Origin of the sequence: uncultured Sulfitobacter sp., from assembly GCF_947500075.1 — a bacterium.
In the GTDB taxonomy this organism is placed as follows: Bacteria; Pseudomonadota; Alphaproteobacteria; order Rhodobacterales; family Rhodobacteraceae; genus Sulfitobacter.
Map to the genome: position 1 here is coordinate 667263 of NZ_CANMQS010000002.1, position 26875 is coordinate 694137.

Annotated in this window: 26 protein-coding genes; 14 read left to right on the forward strand and 12 right to left on the reverse strand. The window is 60.1% G+C overall.

Annotation, left to right across the window (positions count from 1 at the left end):
- Positions 1-4 precede the first annotated feature (4 nt).
- Positions 5-931, reverse strand: a complete 927-nt coding sequence (locus Q1A91_RS08220; RefSeq protein WP_299875528.1) for an N-acyl homoserine lactonase family protein — start codon at positions 929-931, stop codon at positions 5-7.
- Between the two features lie 80 nt (positions 932-1011).
- Entirely contained in the window at positions 1012-1668 is a 657-nt protein-coding gene (locus tag Q1A91_RS08225; protein ID WP_299875530.1) for a GntR family transcriptional regulator, read from the reverse strand.
- A gap of 145 nt (positions 1669-1813) precedes the next feature.
- Between Q1A91_RS08225 and Q1A91_RS08230 the strand changes: the two genes are divergently transcribed.
- The 6 genes from Q1A91_RS08230 to Q1A91_RS08255 all read left to right on the forward strand — a co-directional run bounded on the left by Q1A91_RS08230 (position 1814) and on the right by Q1A91_RS08255 (position 7928).
- Positions 1814-2887 (forward strand): ABC transporter ATP-binding protein, encoded by a 1074-nt coding sequence (locus Q1A91_RS08230; protein WP_299875533.1) that lies wholly within the window; start codon positions 1814-1816, stop codon positions 2885-2887.
- A 49-nt stretch (positions 2888-2936) separates the two neighbouring features.
- The gene (locus Q1A91_RS08235; RefSeq protein ID WP_299875536.1) at positions 2937-4286 is read left to right on the forward strand and encodes an extracellular solute-binding protein; all 1350 of its coding nucleotides are present in this window, start codon (positions 2937-2939) and stop codon (positions 4284-4286) included.
- Positions 4287-4347: 61 nt separating this feature from the next.
- Complete coding sequence (locus tag Q1A91_RS08240) at positions 4348-5265, forward strand: carbohydrate ABC transporter permease (protein ID WP_299875539.1); 918 nt, start codon at positions 4348-4350, stop codon at positions 5263-5265.
- Positions 5262-6140: a carbohydrate ABC transporter permease gene (locus tag Q1A91_RS08245; RefSeq protein WP_299875543.1), complete on the forward strand. Its 879-nt coding sequence runs from the start codon at positions 5262-5264 to the stop codon at positions 6138-6140. Before Q1A91_RS08240 ends, Q1A91_RS08245 begins: the two co-directional genes overlap by 4 nt.
- A 3-nt stretch (positions 6141-6143) precedes the next feature.
- Positions 6144-7256, forward strand: a complete 1113-nt coding sequence (locus tag Q1A91_RS08250) for a Tm-1-like ATP-binding domain-containing protein (RefSeq protein WP_299875546.1) — start codon at positions 6144-6146, stop codon at positions 7254-7256.
- Between the two features lie 9 nt (positions 7257-7265).
- Complete coding sequence (locus Q1A91_RS08255) at positions 7266-7928, forward strand: class II aldolase/adducin family protein (protein ID WP_299875549.1); 663 nt, start codon at positions 7266-7268, stop codon at positions 7926-7928.
- Here the strand turns inward: Q1A91_RS08255 and Q1A91_RS08260 are convergent.
- The gene (locus tag Q1A91_RS08260) at positions 7918-8910 is read right to left on the reverse strand and encodes a LacI family DNA-binding transcriptional regulator (RefSeq protein WP_299875552.1); all 993 of its coding nucleotides are present in this window, start codon (positions 8908-8910) and stop codon (positions 7918-7920) included. The two genes, Q1A91_RS08255 and Q1A91_RS08260, sit on opposite strands and share 11 nt — an antisense overlap.
- A 212-nt stretch (positions 8911-9122) precedes the next feature.
- On the opposite strand from Q1A91_RS08260, the gene hisD reads away from it, so the two are divergent.
- The 5 genes from hisD to comE are packed head-to-tail and all read left to right on the forward strand — an operon-like array spanning position 9123 to position 13267.
- Positions 9123-10430, forward strand: coding sequence for a histidinol dehydrogenase (gene hisD, locus Q1A91_RS08265; RefSeq protein WP_299875555.1), 1308 nt, complete (start codon positions 9123-9125; stop codon positions 10428-10430).
- Positions 10423-11184, forward strand: coding sequence for an SDR family oxidoreductase (locus tag Q1A91_RS08270; RefSeq protein WP_299875558.1), 762 nt, complete (start codon positions 10423-10425; stop codon positions 11182-11184). Before hisD ends, Q1A91_RS08270 begins: the two co-directional genes overlap by 8 nt.
- Positions 11181-12164, forward strand: a complete 984-nt coding sequence (locus Q1A91_RS08275) for an alcohol dehydrogenase catalytic domain-containing protein (RefSeq protein ID WP_299875561.1) — start codon at positions 11181-11183, stop codon at positions 12162-12164. Before Q1A91_RS08270 ends, Q1A91_RS08275 begins: the two co-directional genes overlap by 4 nt.
- A gap of 45 nt (positions 12165-12209) precedes the next feature.
- The gene (gene comD, locus Q1A91_RS08280) at positions 12210-12716 is read left to right on the forward strand and encodes a sulfopyruvate decarboxylase subunit alpha (protein WP_299875565.1); all 507 of its coding nucleotides are present in this window, start codon (positions 12210-12212) and stop codon (positions 12714-12716) included.
- On the forward strand, positions 12713-13267 hold the full coding sequence (gene comE / locus Q1A91_RS08285) for a sulfopyruvate decarboxylase subunit beta (RefSeq protein ID WP_299875568.1): 555 nt from the start codon (positions 12713-12715) through the stop codon (positions 13265-13267). The genes comD and comE overlap by 4 nt, the downstream gene beginning before the upstream one ends.
- A gap of 53 nt (positions 13268-13320) precedes the next feature.
- On the opposite strand, the gene Q1A91_RS08290 is transcribed toward comE, so the two are convergent.
- On the reverse strand, positions 13321-16542 hold the full coding sequence (locus tag Q1A91_RS08290) for a chemotaxis protein CheB (protein ID WP_299875571.1): 3222 nt from the start codon (positions 16540-16542) through the stop codon (positions 13321-13323).
- A gap of 232 nt (positions 16543-16774) precedes the next feature.
- Here Q1A91_RS08290 and Q1A91_RS08295 point away from each other — a divergent pair, with 232 nt between their 5' ends.
- Positions 16775-17476 carry a hypothetical protein gene (locus Q1A91_RS08295; RefSeq protein ID WP_299875574.1) on the forward strand — a complete coding sequence of 234 codons (702 nt, stop codon included), beginning with the start codon at positions 16775-16777 and terminating at the stop codon, positions 17474-17476.
- A gap of 87 nt (positions 17477-17563) precedes the next feature.
- On the opposite strand, the gene Q1A91_RS08300 is transcribed toward Q1A91_RS08295, so the two are convergent.
- Complete coding sequence (locus Q1A91_RS08300) at positions 17564-19750, reverse strand: DUF6851 domain-containing protein (RefSeq protein ID WP_299875577.1); 2187 nt, start codon at positions 19748-19750, stop codon at positions 17564-17566.
- A gap of 337 nt (positions 19751-20087) precedes the next feature.
- Here Q1A91_RS08300 and cheB point away from each other — a divergent pair, with 337 nt between their 5' ends.
- Both cheB and Q1A91_RS08310 read left to right on the forward strand, forming a co-directional pair.
- A complete protein-coding gene (gene cheB / locus Q1A91_RS08305; RefSeq protein ID WP_299875579.1) occupies positions 20088-21170 on the forward strand; it encodes a chemotaxis-specific protein-glutamate methyltransferase CheB in 1083 nt (360 codons plus the stop codon).
- Positions 21167-21676: a chemotaxis protein CheD gene (locus tag Q1A91_RS08310; protein WP_299875582.1), complete on the forward strand. Its 510-nt coding sequence runs from the start codon at positions 21167-21169 to the stop codon at positions 21674-21676. Before cheB ends, Q1A91_RS08310 begins: the two co-directional genes overlap by 4 nt.
- A gap of 154 nt (positions 21677-21830) precedes the next feature.
- On the opposite strand, the gene Q1A91_RS08315 is transcribed toward Q1A91_RS08310, so the two are convergent.
- Genes Q1A91_RS08315 through Q1A91_RS08345 form a run of 7 tightly spaced genes read right to left on the reverse strand, consistent with a single transcriptional unit; the run spans position 21831 to position 26857 of the window.
- Entirely contained in the window at positions 21831-22166 is a 336-nt protein-coding gene (locus tag Q1A91_RS08315) for a hypothetical protein (protein WP_299875585.1), read from the reverse strand.
- A gap of 56 nt (positions 22167-22222) precedes the next feature.
- Positions 22223-22609: a response regulator gene (locus Q1A91_RS08320; protein WP_299875588.1), complete on the reverse strand. Its 387-nt coding sequence runs from the start codon at positions 22607-22609 to the stop codon at positions 22223-22225.
- Positions 22610-22664: 55 nt separating this feature from the next.
- Positions 22665-23516 carry a protein-glutamate O-methyltransferase CheR gene (locus Q1A91_RS08325; RefSeq protein ID WP_299875590.1) on the reverse strand — a complete coding sequence of 284 codons (852 nt, stop codon included), beginning with the start codon at positions 23514-23516 and terminating at the stop codon, positions 22665-22667.
- Positions 23513-23971, reverse strand: a complete 459-nt coding sequence (locus tag Q1A91_RS08330) for a chemotaxis protein CheW (protein ID WP_299875593.1) — start codon at positions 23969-23971, stop codon at positions 23513-23515. Before Q1A91_RS08330 ends, Q1A91_RS08325 begins: the two co-directional genes overlap by 4 nt.
- Entirely contained in the window at positions 23968-26208 is a 2241-nt protein-coding gene (locus Q1A91_RS08335; RefSeq protein ID WP_299875597.1) for a chemotaxis protein CheA, read from the reverse strand. Before Q1A91_RS08335 ends, Q1A91_RS08330 begins: the two co-directional genes overlap by 4 nt.
- Before the next feature lie 10 nt (positions 26209-26218).
- Positions 26219-26584 carry a response regulator gene (locus Q1A91_RS08340; protein WP_299875600.1) on the reverse strand — a complete coding sequence of 122 codons (366 nt, stop codon included), beginning with the start codon at positions 26582-26584 and terminating at the stop codon, positions 26219-26221.
- Positions 26585-26857: an STAS domain-containing protein gene (locus Q1A91_RS08345; RefSeq protein WP_299875603.1), complete on the reverse strand. Its 273-nt coding sequence runs from the start codon at positions 26855-26857 to the stop codon at positions 26585-26587. It abuts the gene before it with no gap.
- Positions 26858-26875: the final 18 nt, after the last annotated feature.

Consider the following 26875-nt stretch of genomic DNA (forward strand, 5'->3'; position numbering starts at 1 on the left):
CGGCCTAGTGATCCGGCGTGGGCGGGATCAGACTGGCCATATAGTCGTCCACATCTTCGGCCTTCATCGCGGGTGCGGATTTCTCTGCTGCACCGGGGGGCATGTCCCCGAAATAGAAGGGGAAACCGGGGATGAACTGGCGCCGCTTGCGCAGCTTCATGCCGGGGAAGGGGTAGACCTCATGGTCGCCACAGGCCTTGTCGTGGCAGGCAAGGATGTAGTCAGCGCGTTTGTCGATTTCCTCCACCGATTTCCAGCCCTCCAGCGCGTTCACAAAGCGCGCTGGCACCCAATAGCGCCACATCTCAGTGGGATTGGGTTCAAGGTTCCGGCTTTGGAAGATTGCATCGCCGCAGATCACGAAATCCCCGGCAGAGGTGGCAACCGTCACGCCCATATGGCCCACAGAATGCCCCGGCGTATGGAACATGGTGATGCCGGGCAGAACTTCGGTCTCATCTGTGATGCCCTCAAAGACGCAACCGGCGTAAGCTGGCTCAATCCCCAGAATACCACACTCATACGTACGGTAATACAGCGGCAGCGGATTATAGGCCATTTCGATCTCTGCCGAGGGGGCAATGTAGCGGGCGTTGGGGAATTCCTTCATGTTCTGCACATGGTCCCAATGCAGATGGGTGAAGACAATCGCGTCAATCTCCGATGGATCGACGCCCAGCTTCTCCTTGAGATGCAGATGCACCTCCGTGCTGCCGCGCTTTTCGCATTTGTGGTGGTATTTGGTCGCGCGCTCTTCATCACACAGACCGGTGTCGACGAGGATCTTATGCTCACCCGTGTCGACATAATAGCAATAGCAGGGGTTCCAGATCTTCTTGCCCGCCGGGCCTTTCCAGAAGGTATAGGTTCCCAGATCGGCTTCCAGCCAGCCTGTGTTGATCGGATAAATCTTCGTCTCGGCGATGCCCATCAGGTCCTCCACTTGCGAGTCGGGATATTTGTATACAGAAAATACCCTATGTCCACAGGCGGTGTGCTCTTATTTTGAAATCACCCGTTTGCGGCCAGCACCCGCATGAAACTCTCGGTCATATGTTTGCGCATCCCATCTACCGCGACCTGCACATCTTCGGAGAAGATCTTGGCCAGCAGATCAACGTGGCTCTCAACGGAGGCGAGCAGATCTTCCTGTGTCTCCAGTTTTTTGGCGCGGAAGGGGCCCGTTTTGCGGCGGAAGTCCGAGGCCAGTTCAAAGATGTAGGGATTTTCCGTGGCGCGGTAGATCGACATATGCAAGGCTTCATTGGCCTTGATATAGGCCAGCCGGTCATTGCGTGCGGCGGCTTCTGCACAGGCGGCCTGTGCGTTCTCAATCTCTGATCTGGCCAATAAAGTAAGGCGTTGGCTGGCCAGACGGGCGCAAACGCTTTCGATTTCCTGCATGGCTTCAAACATCTGGCCCAGTTCCGCGCGGGAGTATTGCGCAACCCGCACGCCACGCTTTTCGCCTGCCACCAGCACGCCTTGCGCGGTCAGCCCGCTCAGCGCTTCGCGGACGGGGGTACGGGAGACGCCAAACCGCTCTGCCAGCCGGGTTTCATCCAGGCGCTCACCGGGCTGCAAGGCCCCGGTGGCAATGTCCTCCAGCAGGGCGGCTTCGATCTTGTGGCGCGTGGCACTGCGCGGGGAGGGGGTCGGGTGGTCCATGGTCTTCGGTCCTCAGCTCAAGCTCTGAGGGCGTGTCTATCATATAAAATAGGGCAAAACCATGGAAACTTCACATTTTGCATATTTGCGGTTGATTTTGTATACAAACTGATATTCCCTCTGCGCCAGGGAGAAGGATACCGCCATGCCAGACATTCGACTGGAACATCTGCGCAAGGACTATGGCGCAGTGACCGTCATCGAAGATCTCAATCTTGAGATGGCCGATGGAGAGTTCACCGTGCTGGTTGGCCCTTCGGGCTGCGGCAAATCCACGACCCTGCGGATGATCGCGGGGCTGGAAAGTGTCACCGGTGGTCAGATCATGATCGGCGACCGTGACGTGTCTCAGCTTGAGCCGAAGGCGCGTGATCTGGCGATGGTGTTTCAGGACTACGCGCTCTATCCGCATATGAATGTGGCCAAGAACATGTCTTTTGCCCTGCGTCTGGCGCGGATGAACAAGGCTGACATCGACAAGCGGGTCAAAGAGGTGGCGGAAACGCTTGATTTGAAAGCATATCTTGACCGTAAGCCAGCGGAGCTGTCGGGCGGGCAACGCCAGCGTGTCGCCATGGGCCGCGCTCTGGTCCGGGATGCTGGGACCTTCCTGTTTGATGAGCCGCTCTCCAATCTGGATGCAAAACTGCGCGGGCAGATGCGTGCCGAACTGGCGCTCATGCACCAGCGTGTCGGCAAGAATATGATCTACGTCACCCACGACCAGATCGAAGCGATGACGCTGGGCGACAAGATCGTCGTGATGAAATTCGGCAAGATCATGCAGGCGGGCTCCCCCGAGGAATTGTACCGTAATCCGGCCAACAAATTCGTCGCCGGTTTCATCGGCTCCCCCACCATGAATTTCCTCGATGCGGAGCTATCAGAGGATGCGGGCACTTTGCATGCAAAAGGTGAGGGCTTTGCCATTCCGCTGTCAGCGCAGAAAGCCGCCGGGCTGCAAAGCCACAAGGACCGCAAGGTGACGCTGGGCATCCGTCCGTCCAGCTTTGCCGAAGACAGCGCAGGCATCGAGATGCCCGTGATCCTGTCGGAATATATTGGCGCGCAGTCGGTCTTGATCTCTGAGATGGGCGGGCAGCGTGTCGCGATTGAAGTCAACAGCGTGGCGCCTGTCCGCACGGGAGAGACCCGCAATTTCACGGTGCAGGGGGATGAAGTGCATCTCTTTGACCCGCAGTCAGAGGCGGCTTTGTAACCCGCCGCATAAAAAGGGCCGGTGGCCCATAACCATCTGGGAGGATGACATGAAATTATCAAAACGCACTGTGTGGTCGGCGGCGGTTGCCGTTTCAGCCACATTCACAACGGGTTACGTGATGGCCGACGGTCATACGGCCGACGTCTATGAACCCTATGCGGGCACCACGCTGGTGGTGAACTTCCCCGCGCACCCGCATTACAACGCTGTGTTGGAGGTGCTGGACGATTTCACCGATGAAACCGGGATCGAAGTTGAAGTGGACCAGCTTCAATACCTCAAGATGCGCGAACGCCAGACGCTGGAACTGACCAAGGACGAAGGCGATTATGACCTGATCGCCTATGTGGTCTTCTCCAAGGCGGACTACGTCTATGCCGATCAGCTGGAAAACCTCGCCAAGTATTTCATGAACCCCAAACTGGCGAACCCTGCCTATGACGCCGAGGACCTGATCGACGGCTATGTGCAGAACATTGGCGTTGCAGGCGGCAAGAAAGGCTATCTGCCGGGACCAACCGGATCGCTTTTTGGCATTCCGTTCGGCTCTGAAACCTCCGTTCTCGCCTATCGCAAGGACATTTTTGAGAAGCACGGCATCGCGGTGCCGGAGAATTATGACCAGCTTCTTGAGGTTGCCTGCCAGATCCCCGAGGTTGAGGAAGGCATGGGCGGCATGGCCTCCCGCGCGGCATCCGGGCATCAGGCGAGCCATGCTTTCCTGTTGCACCTTGCCCCGCTGGGGGGGCGTGTCTTTGACGATGAATGGAACCCCACCATCAACAATGAAGCGGGCGTTGCAGCGGCCAATGCTCTGAAAACCATAGTGGATTGCGGCCCCGAAGGCAGCCAGACCTTTGGTCCGGCCGAAGCGGCGGCCTCCTTCAAGCAGGGCAATGCGGCCATGTTCATGGACAGCATCGCCTTTGCTGCCGGGTTCGAAGACCCAAGCCAGTCCACCGTTGCGGGCAAGGTCGGCTATGCGCTGCACCCCGAAGGTGTGCGCCGCGGCAGCCAGACCGGTGGTTTCGGCATCGCCATCCCCAGAAACGCCCAGAACAAGGAAGCGGCGTTTTTGCTGATGCAGTGGCTGACCTCCAAGGAAGGTGACCTGAAAGTGGCCATGGCAGGCGGCAATCCCTCGCGCTTCTCCACCTATGAAAACGCGGAGCTGAACGAGAAATTCCCGTACTCCGCAACCTTTGGTGAAGCGCTGAAATACGCCGACCCCGACTGGCGTCCGATCATTCCCACATGGGGCAAGATCAACGCGGACATCGGGACAACCATGTCTCAGGTGCTGACCGAAGGGCTGGACCCGCAGGAAGCGCTGGACGGTGTGGCCGAACGGGCCCGCGCCATTATGGACGAAGCCGGGTATTATACCTGGCAGTAAGCTCCTCTCTTCAGGTCGGCGTGTTTCTGCGCCGACCTGACCTCTCTCAAAGGCCGCCCTCATGTCCATCGCCCGCGCCAACCGAATGACGCCCTATCTGTTTCTGGCTCCCGCCGGATTGGTGCTGCTGATCGCGTTGTTCTATCCGATCTGCTACATGATCTACGCGAGCTTTCTGGACTGGAACCCCTCCCAGCGCATCGGGGAGGCGGATTGGGTCGGCATCCGCAACTACGTCAAATTGTTCAGCGATGACGCTTTTCGCGAAAGCATGTGGGTGACGATCAAGTTCGCTGCTGTGGTGGTGACCTTGGAAATGATCATCGGCGTGGGCCTTGCGCTGCTGCTGGACCGGAACATTCGCGGCATGTCCGTCCTGCGGACGCTGTTCATCCTGCCCATGATGATTGCCCCCATCGTTGTGGGCCTCATGTGGCGCTATATGTATCATCCCACAGTTGGTATCTTTAATCAGACCCTGACGTCCTGGGGGTTTGAGCCGATCCCGTGGCTTTCCGACGGCTCCTGGGCCTTTGCCTCCATCATCATTGCGGATGTCTGGCAATGGACGCCCTTCATCTTCATCCTGTCCCTTGCCGCGCTGCAATCGCTGCCGTCTTCGGCCATTGAAGCCAGCAAGATTGATGGCGCGACAGGCTGGCAACAGATCATCTATATCAAGCTGCCGCTGATGCTGCCGGTGCTGATCGTCACGCTGCTGCTGCGCCTGATCGACAGCTTCAAGGTGCTGGAGGTGATCCTGGTGATGACCAACGGCGGGCCCGGATTGTCGACTGAGATCCTGTCGATCCGCATCAACCGCACGGCATCGGAATTCCGGGAATTGGGAGAGGCGGCGGCCATGTCGAACCTGCTGCTGATCGTTCTGCTGATCCTCACCTTCGCGATGTTCATCTATAACAAGGCGCAGGAATTGCGCGCCCAGCGCCTGCGCGCCGCAGCGGAGGACACGGAATGAGCCAGCCGTCCAAAGTCTACGACCGCCAGAACCCGGCCTATTACGCGCTGCTGGTCGCATTGGTGCTGATGGCCATCGGGCCGATTTACCTGATGCTGGCCACCTCGCTGAAGCTGAATGTGGACATCATGTCAGACAGCGGCGGGTTGTTGTTCATGCCGACGCTGCGGAACTACGAAACCGCGCTGTGTGATTTCCTGTGGTACAAGCCGGAGCACCTGCGCCGCTGTGATCCAACCTTCGGTCGCGCGCTGACCAACTCTCTGATCATCGGCCTGATTTCCACGGCGATCACGCTGATCATCGGCACCATGGCCGCCTATGCGCTGGTCCGTTTCCGGTTCTTTGGGCGTGATGTTGTGTCGATCTGGACGCTGATGATGCGCATGGTGCCACCTGCCGTTCTGTTGGTGCCGGTCTTTGGCATCTGGACCTTCCAGTTTGGTCTGGATGGCACGCGGGGCGGGATCATCCTTGTCTATGTGGCGCTCAATCTGCCGTTTGTGATCTGGATCCTGCAATCCTTCATCGTGCAGGTGCCGATCCAGCTGGAAGAGGCCGCACGGATGGACGGGGCAGGGCCGTTTGGCGTCTTCTTCCTCGTAGTTCTGCCGCTGATCAAGCCGGGCATCGCGGCGGCGTCGATCTTCACCTTCCGCGTCGCCTGGAATGAATTCCTGCTGGCCAACGCGCTGTCGGACCGCAATTCGCGCACTGTCCCGGTGACCATCGTCAACAGCCTGACGGAATTTGATATCGACTGGGGCGTGATCATGGCCACGGGCATGCTGCTGGCGATCCCGCCGATCATCTTCACTTTCGTCGCCAGCCGCCAGATCATCACGGGTATGACGGCGGGTGCGGTCAAGGGCTGACCCATGCTGCTGCTGGCCACCTATGACACCAAGGCGGAGGAGGCCGAATACCTGATCCGCGCGCTGGCGGCCCTTGGGGTGGATGTCGACAAGATCGACATCTCCCTTCACGCCAAAGGCGCGCAATGGGGCCCTGAGGACAAACTCAAGGGTATGGAAGCCGCCACCAAACGCGCCATTGAGGAGATCGCGGCCACCAAAGCCAAGGGGCGGCGTATGGTCGTGGCCATTGGCGGCGGCACGGGCGGGCAGATTGCATTGCAGGTGCTGCGCTCCCTGCCGATATCCATGCCGAAGGTGTTGGTGACAACGCTGCCGTTTGACCCGCGCTACATCATTGCCGACAGCTCCATTGTGCTGGTGCCCACGGTGGCGGACCTGTGCGGGTTGAACGCCACCACCCGCACGGCCCTTGATCAGGCGGCGGCGATTGCCGGGGGGCTTTATCATTCCACGCTGCCCACCGGGCCGATCCCGCTGACCCCCTCCATTGGCGTGACAACGCTGGGGGTGACGGGGCCGGGGACGGATGCGCTCTGTGCCCGGTTGCGTAAGGGCGGGGACGAGGTCACCGTTTTCCATGCCAACGGCTTTGGCGGTGCGGCCTTCACCCGTTGGGCGCAGATGGGCGCGTTCAAAGCGGTGGTGGATTACACGCCGCATGAGCTGACGCGCAACTACATCGCCGGCGCCCATGTGGACATGCCCGAACGGTTCACTGCCATGGGCGGCTTGCCGCGGGTGATCCTGCCCGGAGGGGTCAATTTCATCGGCATGGGCGAAGCGGCGCTGCTGCCGGACGTCTACAAGGCGCGCCCGCATTACGCCCATTCGCCGCTCTTCACCCATGTGCAGTGTTCCGAGGCCGAGATGGTCACCTGCGCCGACATCCTTGGGGAAGCGCTGATCGCGGCCACAGCCCCCGTGCGGGTGCTGATCCCGATGGGTGGCTTTTCATCCGAAGACCGCCCCGGCGGCACGATAGAGAACGAAGAACTGCGTCATGCCTTTGCCGACAGGTTAGAGGCTCACATCCCGCTGACCCGCCTGCCGGGGCATATCAACGACCCGGACGTTGCCCATGCCGCAGCCGATATGCTGCAAGAGATTACATAGGAAAACCAGATGCTTGACCCCTCCGATATCGAAGCCAATAAGGACGCGCTGATCTGGTCCGCGCGGCGGTGTTTTGACCTGAAACTCCAGACCAACGCGGGCGGCAACCTGTCGGTGCGCCTGTCCAGCGGTGATGCGATTGTGATCAAACCCTCTGGTGTGGGGTTTGCAGAATGCAGCCGCGACAACCTGCAAGTGGTGCATCTGGACGGCAGGATTGAGCCGTCGTCCTTCAAGCCGTCCAAGGATCTGGATTTCCACCTCGATCTCTACCGCATCCGGCCTGACATCAATGCGATTGTGCATTGCCACAGCCCCTGGGCCACCGGCTTTGCCAGTGCGGGGTTGGAGATACCCTGCCTGACGGTACAAACGATTGAAAAGATTGGCCGCATGCCGCTGATCCCGCTGTCAGACAACGGCGGGCCGCAGACCGAAGTGGAAATCTCTCCCTTCTTTCAGGACACCAGCATCCGGGCTGCTGTACTGGCCAACCACGGCACCATTGGCGTCGGCAAGACCCTGACGGCAGCGCAGTATCTTGCTGAGATCATTGAGGAAACCGCGCATATCGCCTACGTCCGCGATACGCTGATGGCGGCTCATGGCAAGACGGTGGCTGACCTGCCAACCTACGGCACCGCCCGCGACGCGCAGGCTGCTAAGAGCTAGGCGGCGCGAGCGACGCGCGCCGCATCATCCGTGTTTCCAGACAGACCGGGGCAGGGCTCTCCCCCCGCTCCACGATGCCGATCAGCATTTCCGCCGCCGCGCGACCCATCGCGTTATGCGGCACCCGTACCGTGGTGAGCGCAGGTTGGACCACCCGTGACAGGGCCATGTCGTCAAACCCGGTGATCGATACATCCTCCGGCACGCGCAGACCCATCTCGCGCGCCTGCGTCAGGGCGCCCACCGCCTGCACGTCATTGGCGCACATGATCACCGTGGGCGGGCGGGCCGTGTCCATCAGCGCGGCAAAGGCCTCGGCCCCCGCTTCAATTCCGTAGGGGGCCTCGCGCACTGTGACCTCAACCCCAGCCGCCGCGTCCCTGATCGCCTGCATACGCGCCCGCGTGCGGTCATTCTGCCCGACCGGTGCGGTAATATAGCCGATGCGGCTGTGCCCCTGTGCCAAAACCTCCTGCGCCAGCGTCTGCATGGCCGCGTAGTTGTCGAACCCGACCGACGGCAGCACAGCACCCGGATCATAGGCCCAGGCCACAATCACCGGCAGGCCGCGTTGCGCCAGAAATCCCTCGATCCCCGCTGTCCGCTCATGCCCGATCAGCAACAACCCATCCGCCCCCCGCGCCACCAGCGACCGGATTTGCGCGGCTTCCTGATCGGGATCATAGGAGGATGACGCCAGCAGCAGATCATATCCCGCAGCACTCAGCGTTTCCTGAAAGGCCTGCAACCCTTCGGCAAAGATCGCGTTTTCCATCGTGGGGATGATTGCACCAATGGTGTTGGTGCGTTTGGCTGCCATGACCCGCGCGCCAAAGTGCGGCGAATAGCCCAGCGCTTCCACCGCTTCCATCACCCGCGCACGGGTCGCCTCCACAACTTTCTCCGGCGTATTCAAACACCGTGAGACCGTCGCGGTTGAGACTTTTGCGCGTTTCGCGACATCTTCCAGCGTGGGGGTCATAAGGAGTCTACCATACTGCGACTTTCAGAAACCTGAATGACTTATTTGCGATTAGCGAAAAAGCCCTGGATTGCTGTAATGGGAAGGATATAACTGATGAAAGCGCTTGCATCCAGCCATTTCCACCCGTTAAACGTGACAGGAGACGACTCGCCCTGACGTAGGGGCAAGCCGCAGCACCCAACAGTTCAACATTCGGGAGACAGCGACAGATGGCGCGCGAATACCTCAAGAAAGCCACGCTTACCGCGAAATCAGATGCCTCTGAAGTACGCGACATCGTCAACACCATCCTTCAGGACATCGAAGCAGGCGGTGACAAGGCCGCGATGGAATATGCCGCCAAGTTCGACAAATACGAAGGCAACATCCTGCTGACCGAGGAAGAGATCGCCGCTGCCGCCGATCTGGTGCCGGAGAAGGTCAAGGCCGACATCCGCTTTGCCCATGACAACGTCAAACGCTTTGCCGAAAAACAGAAATCCACCGTCGCAGATGTGGAATACGAAGTGGTGCCCGGCCTCATCGCAGGTCAGAAAGCCATCCCCGTCGACGCCGCAGGCTGCTATGTCCCCGGTGGCCGCTACAGCCACATCGCATCGGCCATCATGACAGTGACCACGGCCAAAGTTGCAGGCTGCCGCCACATCACCGCCTGTTCCCCGCCACGCCCCGACGTCGGTGTGGCCCCGGCCATCGTTTACGCTGCGCATATTTGCGGCGCGGACAAGATCATGGCCATGGGCGGTGTGCAGGGTGTAGCCGCGATGACATTCGGCCTGTTTGGTCTGCCCAAGGCGAACATCCTCGTCGGTCCCGGCAACCAGTTCGTCGCCGAAGCCAAGCGCAGCCTTTTTGGCCGCGTGGGCATCGACATGATCGCAGGCCCAACCGACAGCCTGATCCTTGCTGACAAGGACGCGGACGCGCATATCGTGGCAACCGACCTCGTCAGCCAGGCAGAGCATGGCTACAACTCTCCCGTCTGGCTGGTCACGGACTGCCGTGCGCTGGCCGAAGACGTCATGGCCCGGATCCCTGCGCTGATTGATGATCTGCCGGATGTGAACCGTGAAAACGCCACCGCCGCGTGGCGCGATTATGCGGAAGTCATCGTCTGCGCCGACCGTGAGGAAATGGCAGCCACATCAGACGATTACGCGCCAGAGCACCTTACCGTGCAGGCGGCTGATCTGGATTGGTGGCTGAACCGCCTGACCTGCTACGGCTCTCTGTTCCTCGGTGAAGAGACCACCGTGTCCTATGGCGACAAGGCTGCCGGCACCAACCACGTGCTGCCAACCTCCGGGGCGGCGAACTACACCGGTGGCCTGTCGGTGCACAAATACATGAAGATCGTCACCTGGCAGCGCGCCACGCAGGAAGGCTCAAAACCCGTCGCTCTTGCCACAGCGCGTATTTCCCGCCTTGAAGGCATGGAAGGGCACGCCCGCGCCGCGGATGTGCGTCTGGCGAAGTATTTCCCAACCGAAAACTTCGATCTGACGCCCTATGACTGACCCCGCCGCCCTTTTCCGGCTTGAGGGACGGGTGGCTTGCGTCACCGGTGCCAGCTCCGGTTTGGGGCGACATGCCGCTGACGTCCTGGTGCAGGCAGGCGCGCGCGTCGTTGGCACGGCGCGCCGGGCGGAGGCTTTGGCAGAATGGGCAGCGCAGGCCGGTGAAAACGCGGCAGGCGTTGCTGCTGACGTGGCTGACCGCGACGCGCTGCACCAGACGGTGGCGGCGATTTCCGCGCCGTTTGGCACGCCTGACATCATCGTCCACGCGGCGGGTCTGAACACCCGTGAAGCCGCCGATGACGTGACGCCTGACGGCTGGGACCGGACGCTTGCGATCAACCTGACCGCACCGTTCTTCCTGACGCAAGCGATCGCGCCCGCAATGGCCGCCAAAGGCTGGGGCAGGGTGGTCAACTTCGCCTCCCTGCAATCCACCCGCGCCTTTCCCGGCGGGATTGCCTATGGGGCGACCAAAGGCGGCGTGAGCCAACTGACCCGCGCCATGGCCGAAGCCTGGTCGTCCAAAGGCATCATGGTGAACGCCATCGGTCCCGGTTTCTTTCCCACCGAACTGACCGCAGCCGTCTTCGACGACCCCGACCGGGCCGCGCGCAATGCCGCGCAAACCTGCGTGGGGCGCAACGGTATGATGTCTGACATGGACGGGCCGCTGTTGTTCCTGTGCTCTGATGCCAGCGCCTATGTCACCGGCCAGACCCTGATGGTAGACGGAGGATTCACCGCCAAATGAAAGCGCTCATCTACGACGGCCCCGAAACCCTTGGCTTCCGCGACGCGGCCGATCCTGCGCCGCAGCCGGGTGAAGTCCTTATCCGCATTGATGCCGTGGGCATCTGCGGTTCTGACATGCACGCCTACCTGGGTCATGACGACCGCCGACCCGCGCCGCTGATCCTGGGCCATGAGGGGGCAGGGACCATCATCGGCGGGCCGCGTGACGGCGAACGGGTGACGATCAATCCGCTGGTCACCTGTGGCACATGCCCGGCCTGTGAAACCGGACGGGAAAACCTGTGCCCGTCGCGACAGATCATCTCCATGCCGCCCCGCGAGGGGGCCTTCGCGCAATATGTCTGCATGCCCGAAGGCAATCTGGTTGCCGTGCCCGATGCGGTGCCCCTGACCAAAGCCGCGCTGGCCGAACCGCTGGCTGTCAGCTGGCATGCCGTCCGACTTGGGCTGGAGGCGCTGCACCCCCAGGCCGACCGCGACGCGCTGGTGCTGGGCGGCGGGGCGATTGGGGTGGCCGCAGCGCTCAGCCTGCAGGCGATGGGCGTGGCGCGGGTCATCGTGGTGGAACCCAACGCAACCCGGCGGGCCTATCTTGAAACCGAATGCGGGCTGGAGTGCGTGGCCGAGGCGCAGGGCAGCCATGGCATTGTTGTGGATGCGGTGGGCTATGCCGCCACCCGCGCCACGGCCTCGGCCATGTGCCGTCCGGGCGGGGTGATTGTGCACATCGGTCTGGGCGAGGATCTGGGCGGTCTGGATATCCGCCGCTTGACCTTGCAGGAAATCACCTTCATCGGCACCTACACCTACACCGCGCAAGACTTCCGCGACACCTGCGCAGCACTTTTTGAGGGCGCGCTCGGCCCGCTGGACTGGACCGAGGAACGCCCGCTGGATGCAGGGGCCGCCGCCTTTGCCGACCTGCGTGCAGGCCGCACCGCAACACCAAAGATCATTCTGCTCCCGTGGCAGTCGTGAAACCACAGATATCAACTTAAACAAGGACTTGGGGATACCTAGCACATGAACATAGACAAAAAGATCGCGGATGATCTTATTGCAAACGACGTCTCTTTTGTGACCACCGTGCCTTGCAAACAGCTGGCCGGTGTCATCGACGAGGTTGAGGCACGCGACGAGATATTCCACATCCCCGCCAACAAGGAAGACGAAGGCATGGGGCTGTGCGCGGGCGCATGGATGGGCGGCAAACGCCCGATGATCATCATGCAGAACACCGCGATTGGCGTGACGATCAACACGCTGGCCACGCTGACGCAATACTACCGCATGCCGCTGCCGATGCTGATCAGCTACCGGGGTGAACTGCGTGAACCGGTGGCCTGTCAGGTCGAAATGGCGGTGCACACCAAGGCGCTGCTGGCCCAGATGAACATCCCAACCTACCATTTTCACTGGCAAAAAGACGTTGAGGAGTTTGATAACATCCTCAAATACACCTTCATGTGCAACAAGCCGGTCGCGATCCTGACCGACGCCAACTTCTGGGGAGGCTACGGCGACCAATGATCCGTTCTGAAATCCTGCGCGAGATCGCGCCCATCCTGAACCCCCACCTTGTTGTCTGCAACATCGGTCTGCCCAGCCAGGAGCTGCACATGATCGACGACAACGAACGCAATTTCTACATGCTCGGCACGATGGGACTGTCGTCTTCCATCGGTCTGGGACTGGCGCTGGCCCAAGACAAGACCGTTATCTCCATCGATGGCGACGGCTCGGTGCTGACCAACCTCGGCACGCTGCCGACGATTGCCAACAATGTGGCGGATAACTTCATCCTGATGATCATCGACAACGGGTCTTACGGCTCCACCGGGGATCAGCCGACCTATGCGGGCAAGAAGACCAAGCTCGAAGCGGTGGCGGCGGCCTGCGGCTGTGAGAATGTGGTGACCTGTCAGGACGTGGATACCGGCAAAGTCCTGCAAGAGGCCATCGACAGCAAGAAGATGACCGTGATCGTGGTGAAATGCGAAAGCGGCAACATCAAGCTGCCCGTGATCACCATGGATCCCGTCGTGATCCGGGACCGCTTCATGAAAGCCGTTGAGGCCTGATCGAAAATCCTATTGGGGGCGCCACCGCGGCGTCCCCAATGGACGATTTGAGCCTAAACTTCCCGGAAAACCCCGACAATCTTGACCGTATGCCCCTCGGGGTCCTGAATGGCCATCCCGTGGGATTCGATCTCCACAACGGTTTTGTCAGCGGCAATGATGCGTTTCCTGAATTCGAAAGCTTCGCCGTTCTCAAGCGCCTTTTCCACGATGCTGGTGACCTCGTCCACGTCGTCAGGGTGGTAGAAACTCAACCCCATCTCAAGTGTCGGCACAAAGGTCTCCGGATCGGTGCGGTGGATCCGGTGAACCTCGCGCGACCATCCGACCGTGCCTTCAAGGACGTCAATGCTCCAGTATCCGATGCCCGCCACATCCTGTAGCAATTCGATTTGCGACGTGGCCGCTTCGGCGGCATTGCGGGCCCGTACAACCTCGGTGACATCGGTGGCAACGGTATAGATCGTCTGATCTTCAAGCTTGTCGTTCCACAAGGGGTACTTCTGCTTTGCCAGCCATTTGATCTCTTGCCCGTCATGGGACTGCATACGCCGCAGCTCCGTGGCATGGGCCATACCGCTGCTGAGGAAGGCCCGATCATCCGCGCTGATTTCGTCCGTCTCGGCCTCATCAATGAACTCGGCCAGTTTCTTTCCGATCAAAGCACCGGGTCGGGCATGCAGGAACTTCGCGAAGGCGTTGCTGACGCGCAGGATTTCACCCTGCTTGGACCGTTGCATGACATAGATGCCCTCGGTCTTGAGCAGCGTATCCATCTCATCCGCAAGTCCCGGAAAGGTAGAGACAACAAGGGTCACACCCGACACCTTGCCATTGGTGTTGAACGAAGGAGAGCAGATCAGCGTGACCTGTGCCCCGTTTGATACGAAGTCGCGGACCGTTTTTTCGCCCCGCTGCATGGTTTCACTGCACAAGTGAGACAGCGCGGGGAACCCGTCGGGCAGCACACATTGGCTGATGTGCGGCCCGCTGGCCGGAGAGCTGAGGCCGAACATCTCAACCGCCTCAAGGGTGGCCTGCGTGACCTGCAACGCCGTGTCGGTGACCATGATGACCAAGGGTGCACTGCTCAACACCGATTCAAGCTCGGCTGAGCGTTCGGTCAATTCAGTCGTTGTCACCTGTAGCTCTTCGTTGACGGTGATCAGTTCCTCATTGGTGGATTGCAATTCCTCGTTTGAGGTTTCCAGCTCTTCGTTGGTGGCTTGCAGTTCCTCGTTGGTCGATTGCAGCTCCTCGTTCAGTGACTGCAATTCCTCGTTCGAGGTCTCCAGCTCTTCGATGGTTTGCTGCAGGGCTTCCCGTGTGGTTGCAACTTCGTTCTCCAGGATCGAGATGCGTTCGTCCCGCGCGGTGGCGCCGTTGGCTTCCTGCGTGTTCGACAGGGTCAGCGGCTCTTCCGCTTCCAGCGGGGTAAAGACGATCAGCGCGGCTTTTTCGCTGATTTCAGAGGCGATCATCGGGTAGACGTCCAGCCGCAGCCGGTCGCTGTTCCCGTCTGCCAGCAAGTGGCGCACACCCGACCGGCGTTTGCCGCTTTTCAAAGCGATCGCCACAAGGCTGCGGGCTTCTTCGCGCAGGGGGCTGCGCAGAAGATCGACGTGCATCCGCAGGTTGCTGGCGTTGTTCACCGAGATATAGGCGCTGACATCCCCAAAGACCTGCGCGATGGAGTATTCATCGGTCACCAGAATGGAATTGTCACCCAGCGACTGGGCAAGGGCCTGCAACAGCTGTCTGTCCGTAGACGGCCCATGATCGACAATGGTGGCAGCGCGGTTGGCGCGCATTGGTGCCATGTTCGGCATGCTGAAATTTGCTGCACCTGCTGAACGGATGTTGCGTTTCTCAAACACATGGGCCGCTTCACGGTGCTGAACGAACAATTCATCCGATCCCGCAACGCTCTCCGCCGTTCCCAGAAACAGCAGCGCATCCGGACGCATGGCATAATGGAACCGCCCCAACACCTTGCGTTGCAGCGCATGTCCGAAGTAAATCAACAGGTTACGGCAGCACAGAAGGTCAACCCGCTGGAATGGCGGATCCTGACAGACGTTGTGGTTTGAAAACAGGATCGCGGAGCGCAAAGGTTCAATCACCCGCACGGAATCCGCTGATCGCACCAGGTATTTGTCCGCCAGCGCTTTGGGAATGTCGTTGAGCGCAGAGAGGTTGTATTGCCCCTGCCGCGCCACCCGCAGCGCGGCGTTGTCGATGTCGGTGGCGAATATCTGGACCTTGGACTTGAACTCCGCCGGGATGCATTCCAGCGCTTCGCACAGGGCCATGGCGATGGAATAGACTTCCTCCCCCGTGGCGCAGCCGGCCACCCAGACCCGCAGCTGCGTGCTGCCCTGACGCTCAACCAGTTTCGGCAGGATCGCCTTGAGTTGATCGAACGCCTCCTTGTCGCGGAAGAACCGGGTGACAGAGATCAGCAGATCCTTGAACAGCGCATCCACAGCCGAGGGGTTGTGGCGGCAGAATTCCGTGTATTCTTCTTCGCTTTCAATGTTCAGCGCGACCATGCGGCGGCGAATGCGACGTCCGATGGTGGTTTGCTTGTAGTCGCGAAAATCCACGCGGGTGTGGGCCAGCAGGATCTGCAACAGGTCCGAGGTCGGCGTATCGGGCAGATTGGTCGACCGGAATTCCTTGAAATCACGCGCGGCGTTCAGGATCTTGGTCAGGTGGCTGCCGATCTCTGGCGGGCTGAGCACCAGATCAACGCAGCCGGTCTGAACGGCGGATTGTGGCATCCCGTCGTATTTCGCGCTTTCCACGTCCTGTACGATTGTGATGCCCCCGTGTTCCCGGATCGCCTGAATGCCATAGGCGCCATCGCTGCCGGTGCCGGACAGGATGATCCCCATCGCCTTGTCGCCGTGTTCCTGCGCAAGCGAGGTCAGGAACCGGTCAACGGATGGTTTGGGGCTGGCCACCTCGGTGCTGGGGTCAACCAGCCGCAGGCGGCCTTTTTCATAAAGCACATCCGCCTTGGGCGGCGTGATGTAGATGACGTTGCGCTCCGGCTTTATGCCGTCTCTCACATCGCGGACTTCCAGTTTGGTATCGCGCGACACCAGTGCAGTCATCAGGCTGTCATGATGCGGGGACATGTGCTGCACCACGACGTAGGACACCGGTGCATCCGGTGGCAGTGCTGCGACAAGCGACCGAATGGCCTCCAGACCACCGGCAGACGAACCGATGCCGATAATCGTCAGATTGTCAGTATCTGAATCTGGCATATGCCCCCCATGAATTGGTGCTACCATAACTTGAAAACAGGCCAAGACAATACCGCTTATATTGTGGGCCATTGAGCCTGATGCAAGCCTGCCGCGCCGCGGCGCACTGCGGTCCTTTCCATTCTCTATTAAAACACCTTTTCAATTGGTTAACCGATCGTCATTCACGGATTATCAACCTCTCTTTTCTATAGATTGCGCAAGACAAGACAGTTTTTGGGAAGATTGCACTATGGTTGAAAAAAACGCGTTGGTTCAGTGCGAGCCGGGTACAAACGGCCGCCGCTTCATCATTTCTTTGATCGCGCGCCGGAATGAACCCACTTTGGTCCGCTCATGTGAGATCAAGGGCAGCACGTTCAATAACCGGACGTCCTTTGGCGAAGGGGTGACACTGCGCCATGCGTTTGCGGCCCCGCTGGTGCGTGCGCTGGACGATTGCCTGTCAAAACTCTCCTACAAGACCGAGGTGCTCTCCCTGCCTGAGTTTCTGTGCGAAGTCGCCGGGCTGACCCTGCGCGGCATCCATGTGATGGCCACCCGTCTGGCGGATGGGGCGATCAACATCATCATGCGCTTTCTTTCCTTCGTCGGCGGGATCAATCACGCCCTCGCGCCAGAGATCGGATTTGACGATCCGGTGCATGAAGAAGGGCAGGCGATTGCCACCAAGGTGCTGGAAGACATTGCAGCACCGCTTTTGAACATCTGCACTTCCGCCGTGCTTGGGCTGAAAGACACCAATGAGATGTTGGGCGCATTTGGCCGGAAAATCGCGTCGCAAACCGATGAGATACAGTTTCGGACCCATCTGCTGCGCCGCTATGTTGAACGCCGGGCCAGCGCCATGGCGCCCCCGCCAACGGAGGTGTTGCTGGGGCTGGAACAGGCGCTGAACCGGGAAGCGCAAAACAGGCGCATTTCCCGGCACTGAATGCGGCAGACATTCTTTACAGCGGCGCACAAAAGAAATGTGCCGCCCAAAGCGCAGGCGGCACATCAAGGTTTAGTTGAGGTTTGTTCAGAAGATCTCTTCGCCAGTGGTGATTGAAATGTGATCCAACCGATAAATCGTGCCGACTTCGACCTCAATCACGACAATGTCCACATCGTTGGCGGTCAATGTCCAGCCCGTCCCGGAACGGTAGAGGCCAAGCTCCACCTCACCGTCGACACCGGGTTCGCTGTCAATCTGCGGTGCGCCCGTGAATCCGTCCAGCTGAATGACGTCCCGGTTGATCTGGAAACCTCTGATCGCATCGACACCAGTGTCTTCGCTATTGAAAACAAAGACATCACGGCCACGGCTGCCCACAAGGATGTCTGATCCGTCTTCGCCATACAACGTGTCGGCACCCCGGCCGCCGATCAGATGATCGTCGCCGTCGCCCCCCATCATCACATCGTTGCCGCGTCCGCCAAGCAGACGGTCATTGCCGTCCCCGCCGAACATCGTGTCACCGGCCTGACCGCCGTCCAGCGTATCATCGCCCGTGCCACCGATCAGCAGGTCCTTCTGCCAGCCGCCCGCAAGGTGGTCATCGCCTGAGCCACCATCCAGCGTATCATACCCGGCAGCGCCGGTGAGCGTGTCGTTGCCCGCCTGACCCTTGATTTCATCATCGCCACGCCATCCACGGATGAAGTCATCACCGCCCCCGGCCAGTGTCAGACCGCCGCGGATGTCCACGCGGAAGGCATCGTCACCCCCCATCGTAAACAACGCTTCCCAATAGGCCTGCGCGTTCTCGGCAACCTGCTCACCGACCTTGAGGCCGTTGAGGTTTCCGTCCTGGATGTGGATGCCGCCATAGAGCCGCGAAATGCCGGCTTCTTCGGCGGCTTCTGTAAGGGTGTCCCACTGCAACACGACCGGTGGATCGGTTTCGCCAAATTCTTCAAAGGCAAGCTCGGATGTCACATATTGTCCCATCAGATCAACACCTTCGACCGTATCCAGGTCGTAGTTGCCCAATGTCACACCGTCATAAAACGCATCCGACCCGGTGAAGGCCGCCAGTGTCTTTGCCGCCGCCATGGAGAAGGTGGAATGCCCGGAGACATATTCAGGGAACGGTGGTGTGACGAATGTCACGTTCTGATAGGGCTGCCAGAACTGCCCAAGGATGGTCTCCGTCCCGCGGTTGGGACCGGCCCAGGCGTCGATCTCCTGATCGTAATAGAGGTCGCGAATGGCTGACTGGGGGCGCACATAATCGTGGTGGTATTTCGCCTCCCAGGTCGCGATCCCTGCGTCAAAGATCGCAGCGTTCATCGCAAAGAACATCTTGGCATCCATGTCGAGGTTGTGACCATCGCGCAGTGCAATATCCTGGGCGATCTGGTTCCAGTGTCCGGGAGGGGATTCCGTGCGCGGACCGTCGGCCCAATACTCTGCGATGACCTTTTGTTCATTGGTCAAACCGGAAGACATTTCAACTACTTCCGCGATTTGATCCCGGTAGGCCTGATCGTTCGTGGTGACATTGCCCGCCCCATCGACATATTCTGAAAAATCCCCGAGCTGCGGCGGGGTGTCGGGCCGGAACATGGTATTGTCATCCATCGCAAAGCTGTCCACGCCGCCCCAATGCGGCGTCAGCGCGATCTGATCGACATAGCTGGACGGATCATTGGGATCGATGATCGGCACGCCCGCTTCGTTGGTGACCGTGCCCGTGGGCACGCGCAGTGGCTGCCAGTGATTGGGATCGAAATCCATACCCCCCGGTGCCCCGTCTGATCCCGGCTCCGGATCGTTGATCGGCGTATATCCGGTTGTATCAGCGTACCCGTTTTCAGAGTTGGACCCGTCATTCTGGCGCGCCTCAAACACGTTCCGCGCGGCAAGTGTGCCAAGTCCTGCGGGGTTTGACGGGTCGCTGTTGGCGTCTGCGGGGTCATACCCAAGCGCCGCCATGAAGTCGTCAAAGATGTGCTGCTGGGCCGGGTAAAGCGCGCTGAGTGCTGCATAGGCGGCAAAGCTGACCGCTTCGGCCTTGTTGGCTTCTGTGTTGGCAAGCGGCGTCTCGATCTGGGAATAATGCCCGCTGGCATCGGCATCGAATGCAGCCCAGGCATCATAGACAGCGGCGCTGACCAGATGCAGTTGATAGGTGGTTGCCGTGGGCAGGGCGGACCCCTCACGGATCGCTTCCAAATTGATTTCGTTCCATTGCGCGACAATGGACTGTTGATAAGCTGGCATCGGAAAAATCTCCAAAAAAATGTGATCGTTTTAATGACTTCAGGAATATCACGCATTCGTGAGGCCACCAATTGAAATAAGGCAAATTCGCCACATTTTGTAACCTATGGGGGAGTAATAAATTCTGTTTCACCGGCAGATGGAAACGATGGCCAAAGCCTGGGCGGCATCGTTGCCAATTCGTGATCAAAGACCGATTTTTGGGTGAATTCATCACCTGACTTAAGTGGTCGTTCATCCAAACCATGCCACAAAACGGGATGATAGATTCTGTCCACTGCCGCGCGTCGTCCGCCACCTCGTTCCGTTTAACCGGACTATGCGGAAGGTGGGCGTGATGTCTGTGGACGCCCGCGGGGCTGCGGCCCAGAAGAAGGTCGTGATCGTAGACGATTCACGGGCCTTGCGGGCCTGGCTGCGTGTCGTCATCGAAGAAGACCCCCGTCTTTGCGTCGTGGGAGAGGCTGCAACCGCGCTCGAAGCGCGTGAGGTGATCAAACAGACAGTGCCCGATGTCCTGACGCTTGATATTGAAATGCCGGGCATGGATGGGCTTGAATTTCTGGCGCGGCTGATGCGGCTGCGCCCGATGCCGGTGGTGATGATTTCCGGTTCCACCCGGAACCATTCCGAGGCAACGGTCAGGGCGTTGTCGCTGGGCGCGGTGGATTACATCCTGAAACCCGCGACTGCCTATGATGAAGCGGCCCGCCAACTGATTGCCCGGCGGGTGTTCTCCGCAGCGTGCAGTACGGTTCAACTGAGCGCGGTGGATCGCACGCCCAAAGCGGCGGCCGCCAGACCCCGTAGTTCTGGACCGATGCCGCTGGTCTTGATCGGCGCGTCCACCGGCGGGGTGGCGGCGCTTGAGACGGTTTTGGGCAGCCTGGACACAAGCGGCCCGCCTGTGGTGGTGGTCCAGCATATGCCGGGTCCCTTTCTGGTCAGCTTTTCCAGACAGCTTGACCGCCATCTGGCGCAGGATGTGCGGCTGGTCTCCACCGATGAGGTGCTTGAACCCGGTCAGATCCGGCTTGCCCCTGCGGAAGGGGCCCATACCCAGATCATCCGCCGTGGCGGGCAGTGGTCCTGCCGCTTTTCTCCGGCGGAGGAAAGCGCGCTTCATTGCCCCTCTGTGGATGCGCTGTATGCCTCTGCTGCCCCCTATAGTGCTGATATCATTGCGGTGATCCTGACCGGCCTTGGACAGGACGGGGCCGAAGGCATGGCAACCCTGTCCACAAATGGCGCGATGACATTTGGGCAGGATGAAGCCTCCAGCGTTGTCTACGGCATGCCACGCGCCGCTTTCGAACGGGGCGCTGTGAAACGCCAGCTGCCGGTCACCCAAATCGGTGCCGCCGTGAATGAAGCGGCCGTCACCTGGGCCCGCGCCAGCAGGATTGGAGCACACAAATGAACCGGCGGGCTGTGATCACGCAAGGGGAGCATCTGGTGTCCACTGACCCGGATCTGACGATTTCCACCTTGCTGGGGTCCTGTGTGGCCTGCTGTCTGTGGGATGCGGAGATGTCCGTGGGCGGGATGAACCACATGCTGCTGACCCGGAATCAGTCAACTGCGGATGCTTTTGCGGGCGTCAATGCGATGGAATTGCTGATCAACGACCTCCTGAAGCAGGGCGCGCGGCGGTCGCATTTGCAGGCCAAGGCTTTTGGCGGTGCGCAAATGGTGACCGGGCTGTCCGACATTGGTTCTGTGAACAGTGCCTTTATCCTGGATTTTCTCAAGGTTGAGGGCATTCCGTGTCTGTCCCAATCTCTGGGCGGTGCATCCGCGCGCCATCTGCTGTTCAAACCAACGGATGGAACCGTGAAAATGAAAATGCAGAAGGACGCCGCCCTGGCGGAACTTGCACCGCCTGCACCAACACCGCCTGTTGGAAACGGGTTGGAGTTGTTCTGAACCGCTTGCCTTTGACGTGCTGTGCAAAACACCGATCCTCGCTTGAGGCGCCAGCGTTTTTTGAGTGACGGTGTTTCAGCCAAGCGCCAGAGAGTCTGACCCCCACAAGTACTACGACGGCGGACAAACCTTTCAGCTGTCCGCACCGCAGCGTTCAAAACAGATCGATGTCACCTGTTGTGATCGACGGCGCCTCCGCGCCCACGGGTTCCGCCTGCGCAAAGAGCAGGGCGCGCGTGCGTTCAAGCCGGATGCGCTGAGAGAGCTTGACGATCTGACGCCCCGGTATGCGTGTTGCGGCCACATCCAGTTGGCTCAAATGGAGGGTCAGCAAGGCGAGATCTTCGGTATATTGTCTGAGGAAATCAAGGTTTTGTAGGCGTGCCATCCGGTCGGGCCCGGCATTGGAAGGCTGCGCCCCCCGTTCATCTGCAATCGCATGCTCAACTTCATGGGCAAGCGACGCAAGGCCGTCCAGATGCGTTGACATGCGGTGCAGGACGCCATCAAGGGTTTGATCAGGTGGGAACGCAGGTTCAGCCGACATCAGAGCTTGCCAACGACCGCCTCAATACAATTGCGCAGCTGATCCGGCTGGAACGGTTTCTTGAGATAATTGTTCATGCCCAGCTTCTTGCCGTGATCAATGATCTGCTGTTCCGCCCGCCCGGTGATCAGAACAAACCCGACCCCCTTGGTCTGCGGTGTGCCGCGCAGATAGTGCAAGAGCTGCAAGCCATCCATCTCAGGCATGTTATAGTCAGAGATCACCAGATGCGCGGGTTGCTTTGCCAGCCCTTGCAACGCCTCCTTGCCATTTTCGGCAGTGGCCACATTGCGCACCCCAAACGCATCCAGCGCTTGTGTGATCAAGCCCCGGCTGGTGGACATATCGTCTACAACCATGATGCGGATTTGGTCTCGCAATGCCATGTCATCTTCCTTGCTGCTGGTGCGCGTGGCGCAAATACGGGTCTGTGGTGATGCCTTATGGCGGGGTCGGGGCGTAAGTGGTGGGGCCAACGCAGTCGAACTTATACGTCGATGGGTCTGATATCCGTTCGGAGTGGCCAAGAAACAGCATCCCATCGGGCTTCAGCGTCTTGTGAAAACGTGGCCAGAGGGCGGTTTGCGTCTGCGCATCGAAATAGATCACCACATTGCGGCACATGATCAGATCGAAAGGCCGTGTCATCGGCCATGGTTTGAGCAGGTTCAGCTCGTTAAAGCGGATCATCCGGCGCACGAGGTCTTTGGTGGTGTATTCCTGTTCCCCCTCCGCACCGGCGCCTGCTTCAAAATATCGGGCGCGCAGCGGATCGGGCACGCCGCCCATCAACCGCTCGGCATAGGTGCCTGCGCGTGCAAAGCTGACGACCTCCGGGTCAATATCAGTCGCCAGAATGCGCAGGTCGAGATCCGCCACCTCGGGGGCGTGTTCAAGCAGGGTCATCACAGCAGAAACCGCTTCCTGCCCATTTGAACATCCCGCAGACCAGATGCGCATCTGGCCGCCCGCGCGCAGATGCGGCAACCGGGTATCGAGCATCTTCTTCAGCGTCTCGAAATGATGCTTCTCACGAAAGAAATGCGACACATTCGTGGTCAGGGCCGAGATCAGATGCCGGCGTTCCTGCACCCCGTCGTCAGATCCGATCAGCGTGCAATAATCAGGAAAACTGTCGATCCCAAGCGCCCTGAGGCGGTGGCGCAGCCGCGATTGGATCATCGTCGCTTTTTCAGCAACGAGCGTCAGACCGCTTTCACGATAGGCAAGGTCCGAAATCGCGCGAAAACTCGCATCATCCAGCTGCATATTGACCTGGGCGGGGCTGTTCATGCGGCGGTACTCTCGGGCACATCAATGGTGGCGGGCAGATCAAGCACGCGGATCATCCGTTCCTCGATCAGCGTCAGCGCGCTGACCACGCCCGCTGCCGCGGCAGAGGTCAGTTCAGGCGGCGGTTGCAGGTCGTCCGAGGTGAGCGCCACGATGTCCGAAACAGCATCCACCAACAGACCGGTCATGATGTCTTCGTGTTTCACCACGATGATCACGTTGCGGTCGCTTTGTTCCCGCGGGGGCAGGCCCAGCCGCTCTGCTAGATCCATCACCGGCAAGACCGTACCACGCAGGTTGATGACACCCTTCATGTAGCGCGGGGCGTGGGGCAGGGGCGTGGCATGGGTCCATCCCCGGATTTCCCGTACCGACATGATATCAAGGGAGTATTCCTGCTCCGCGAGGCGGAAGGTCAGAAGCTCGATCGTGGCGGGTTTGGTATCATCGCTCATGCGGTGGCTCCTGCGGTCTGAATGGCGGGTGCAGCACCGGTCTGGGGCATGCTGCCGCTGCTGTTGATGATGTCGGATGGATCAAGGATCAGCGCGATCTGCCCATCGCCCAGGATGGTTGCGGCGGCGATGCCTGACGCGCGGTAGAAACTGTCATCAAGGCCCTTGATCACGACCTGTCGCTGGTCGAGGATATTGTCGATCAACAGCGCGGCCCGCCCGCCGTCTTCGAGCGCAATCAACAGGACAACCGCATCCCCGAACCCGTCAAGCGGGTCGCGGTATCCCATGGCGGCCCCCAGATCAAAGAGGGGGACAAAGCCGCTGCGCACTTCAATGACGTAATTGCCGGGGCGTACCATCTCAACATCGCTGTCCTGCAAGGTCAGCGTTTCAATCACGAGGTTGAGCGGCAGGACCAGCGTTTCGCCCGCGACATCGACCACCATGCCGTCAAGCACCGCAAGCGTCAGCGGCAGCGAGATCGAGAACGAAGTGCCCTCGCCCGGATTGGAGGTGGTGGTGATCCGCCCGCCAAGGGCTTGAATGGCCGTGCGCACCACATCCATACCAACCCCGCGACCGGACAGATCCGACACGACGGTGGCCGTGGAAAAACCCGGCAGGAACAGCAGGTTGTCGATCTCGCTGTCGCTCAATTGTGAATCCGGTGGGATCAAACCCTTGTCGATGGCGATTTGCAGGACCTTCGGCCGGTTGATCCCGGATCCGTCATCCGACACTTCGATCACCACCCGGCCCGAACGATGCGCGGCCGTCAGGTTTACAGACCCCTGCGGCGGCTTGCCTGCGGCAATGCGGTCTTCCCTGCTTTCCAGCCCGTGATCGACGGCATTGCGGATCATATGGGTGAGCGGGTCTGCCAACCGTTCAATCACGGTCTTATCCACTTCGGTGGATTCCCCGAACGTATGCAGGCGCACGTCCTTGCCCACGGCAGAGGAGGCTTCGCGCACGATACGCGACATGCGTTGGAACAGCGATTTCACGGGCTGCGCGCGGATCATCATCACCGAATCCTGAATGTCACGGGTCAGGCGCTGAAACTCTTCCAGCCCGTTCATGGCATCCGAATGCGGCGACAGACCGGACCGCTCAAGGCTCTGACTCAGCATCGCCTGATTGATCACCAACTCCCCAACCAGGTTCACCAACCGCTCAATCCGGTCCAGATCGACGCGGACAACGGACTTCGCGGCAGCGGCGGGTCCACCGCCTGCCGCCGGTTTTGTCGCGCCCGCTGCGGGTTTCGGGGCGGGGTCAGCAGGGGCGGGGTCAGCGGGGGCCGGTTCTTGCGGGGGCGGCGGCGGCGCTTCGTCTTCCACTACAGGCGGAGGGGCGGCGTCGATCGAGGCGGCGGGCGGTGTTTCTGGGGCGGCCACGGGGGCCTCCGCGCCCTCCTCGGTGATGGTCAGCTGGCAGAGCCCATCGACAAACTCGAAGATGGAAGCAATCTCGCTCTGCTCCACATCCGCATCCAGGGTGATTTTCCAACTCAGATGAGGGATTTCCGGTGTCAGCCCGGCAAGGTCGGGAACATTTGAGGTGTCACAGACAACTGTACCCTGTCCCAGCTCCATCAGGTTGCGCAGCAGCAGGGCAGGTTCATTGCCCGTCTCAAACAGCTCTGCCGTGGGCGTGAAGGTGATCACGAACGCCCCGGCGGAAGGGCCGGGCATGGGCGGAGGCGGTGGCAGATCGGATATGTCAAACGCAGGCGCGTCATCTGATCCCGCCTCCCCAAGATCAAGGTCCAGCGAGAGACCCATCGGCTGGAAATCGATATCCTCTTCGGGTGCGTCGTCCTCATCTCCGGCGCTGTCGGGCAGAAAGGCGTCGAGAGCGACCAGCAGCTCAGCCGTTTTGTCATCTGGCATCGCATCGCCATCGCGGCTGATGCGCACAAGATCAGACAGATGATCCGCCGCCTGAAAAAAGACCTTCATCGCCTCCGGTGTCACGTCGAAGCGACCGGCGCGGACCTCATCCAGAACCGTTTCATACCGGTGTGCAAAACGCACCAGATCCTCAAGACCAAAGGCACCGGCGCCGCCCTTGATGGAATGCACGGCGCGAAAGACGATGTTGATCGTCTCCCCATCGCCCTCACCGTCGTCCATGGTTTGCAAGCTGTCCTGGAGCGCTTCCAGCAGTTCTTCGCATTCGATGAAGAAGGAAGCGCGGATTTCCGCCATTGGATCTATGTCGCTGCTCATCTGATGCTCCTCAGCCTGCGACCATATGCAGGGCTTTGACCAGTTTTTCCGGATCGAAAGGTTTGACGATCCACCCGGTCGCACCAGCGGTGCGGGCGCGCTGTTTGAGTTCCGGTGCCGCTTCGGTTGTCAGCACCAGAATGGGCGTGGCACGATGCTGGTCCTGATCGCGGACGGCATCAATGAAGCCGAACCCATCCATGCGGGGCATGTTGATGTCGGTGATGATCGCGTCCGGCTCCAGCCCTTCCAGCACCTCGATCCCGTGCACACCATCATCTGCGGTGTGTACAGTGAAGCCGGCCGGCAGAAGTGCCATCTTGATCATGTCGCGCATTGTGCGGCTGTCATCGACCGCAAGAACTTCCAAGGTCATCTACACCCCCTCCGCCAGTGTTTCGGGTGTCAGCCCCATGGCCCCCATTTGCGCCAGCACGCTGTCGGGCGTGTTGATGATGTCCAACTGGTGCCCTTGTTCGTGCAGCGTTCGCGCGGCTGATACACAGACTTGCAGGCACAGCGCCCCGATCTGCGAAACCTCCGCCAGATCAAGCACCATATCCCCACCGGGATGGGCCACAAAAGCCGCGTGCAGGTCAGACGCCGCCGTCAGGTCGAGTTTGCCCTTCGGGCTGAGTACATCAGCCATAACGGGCCTCTGCGCGTG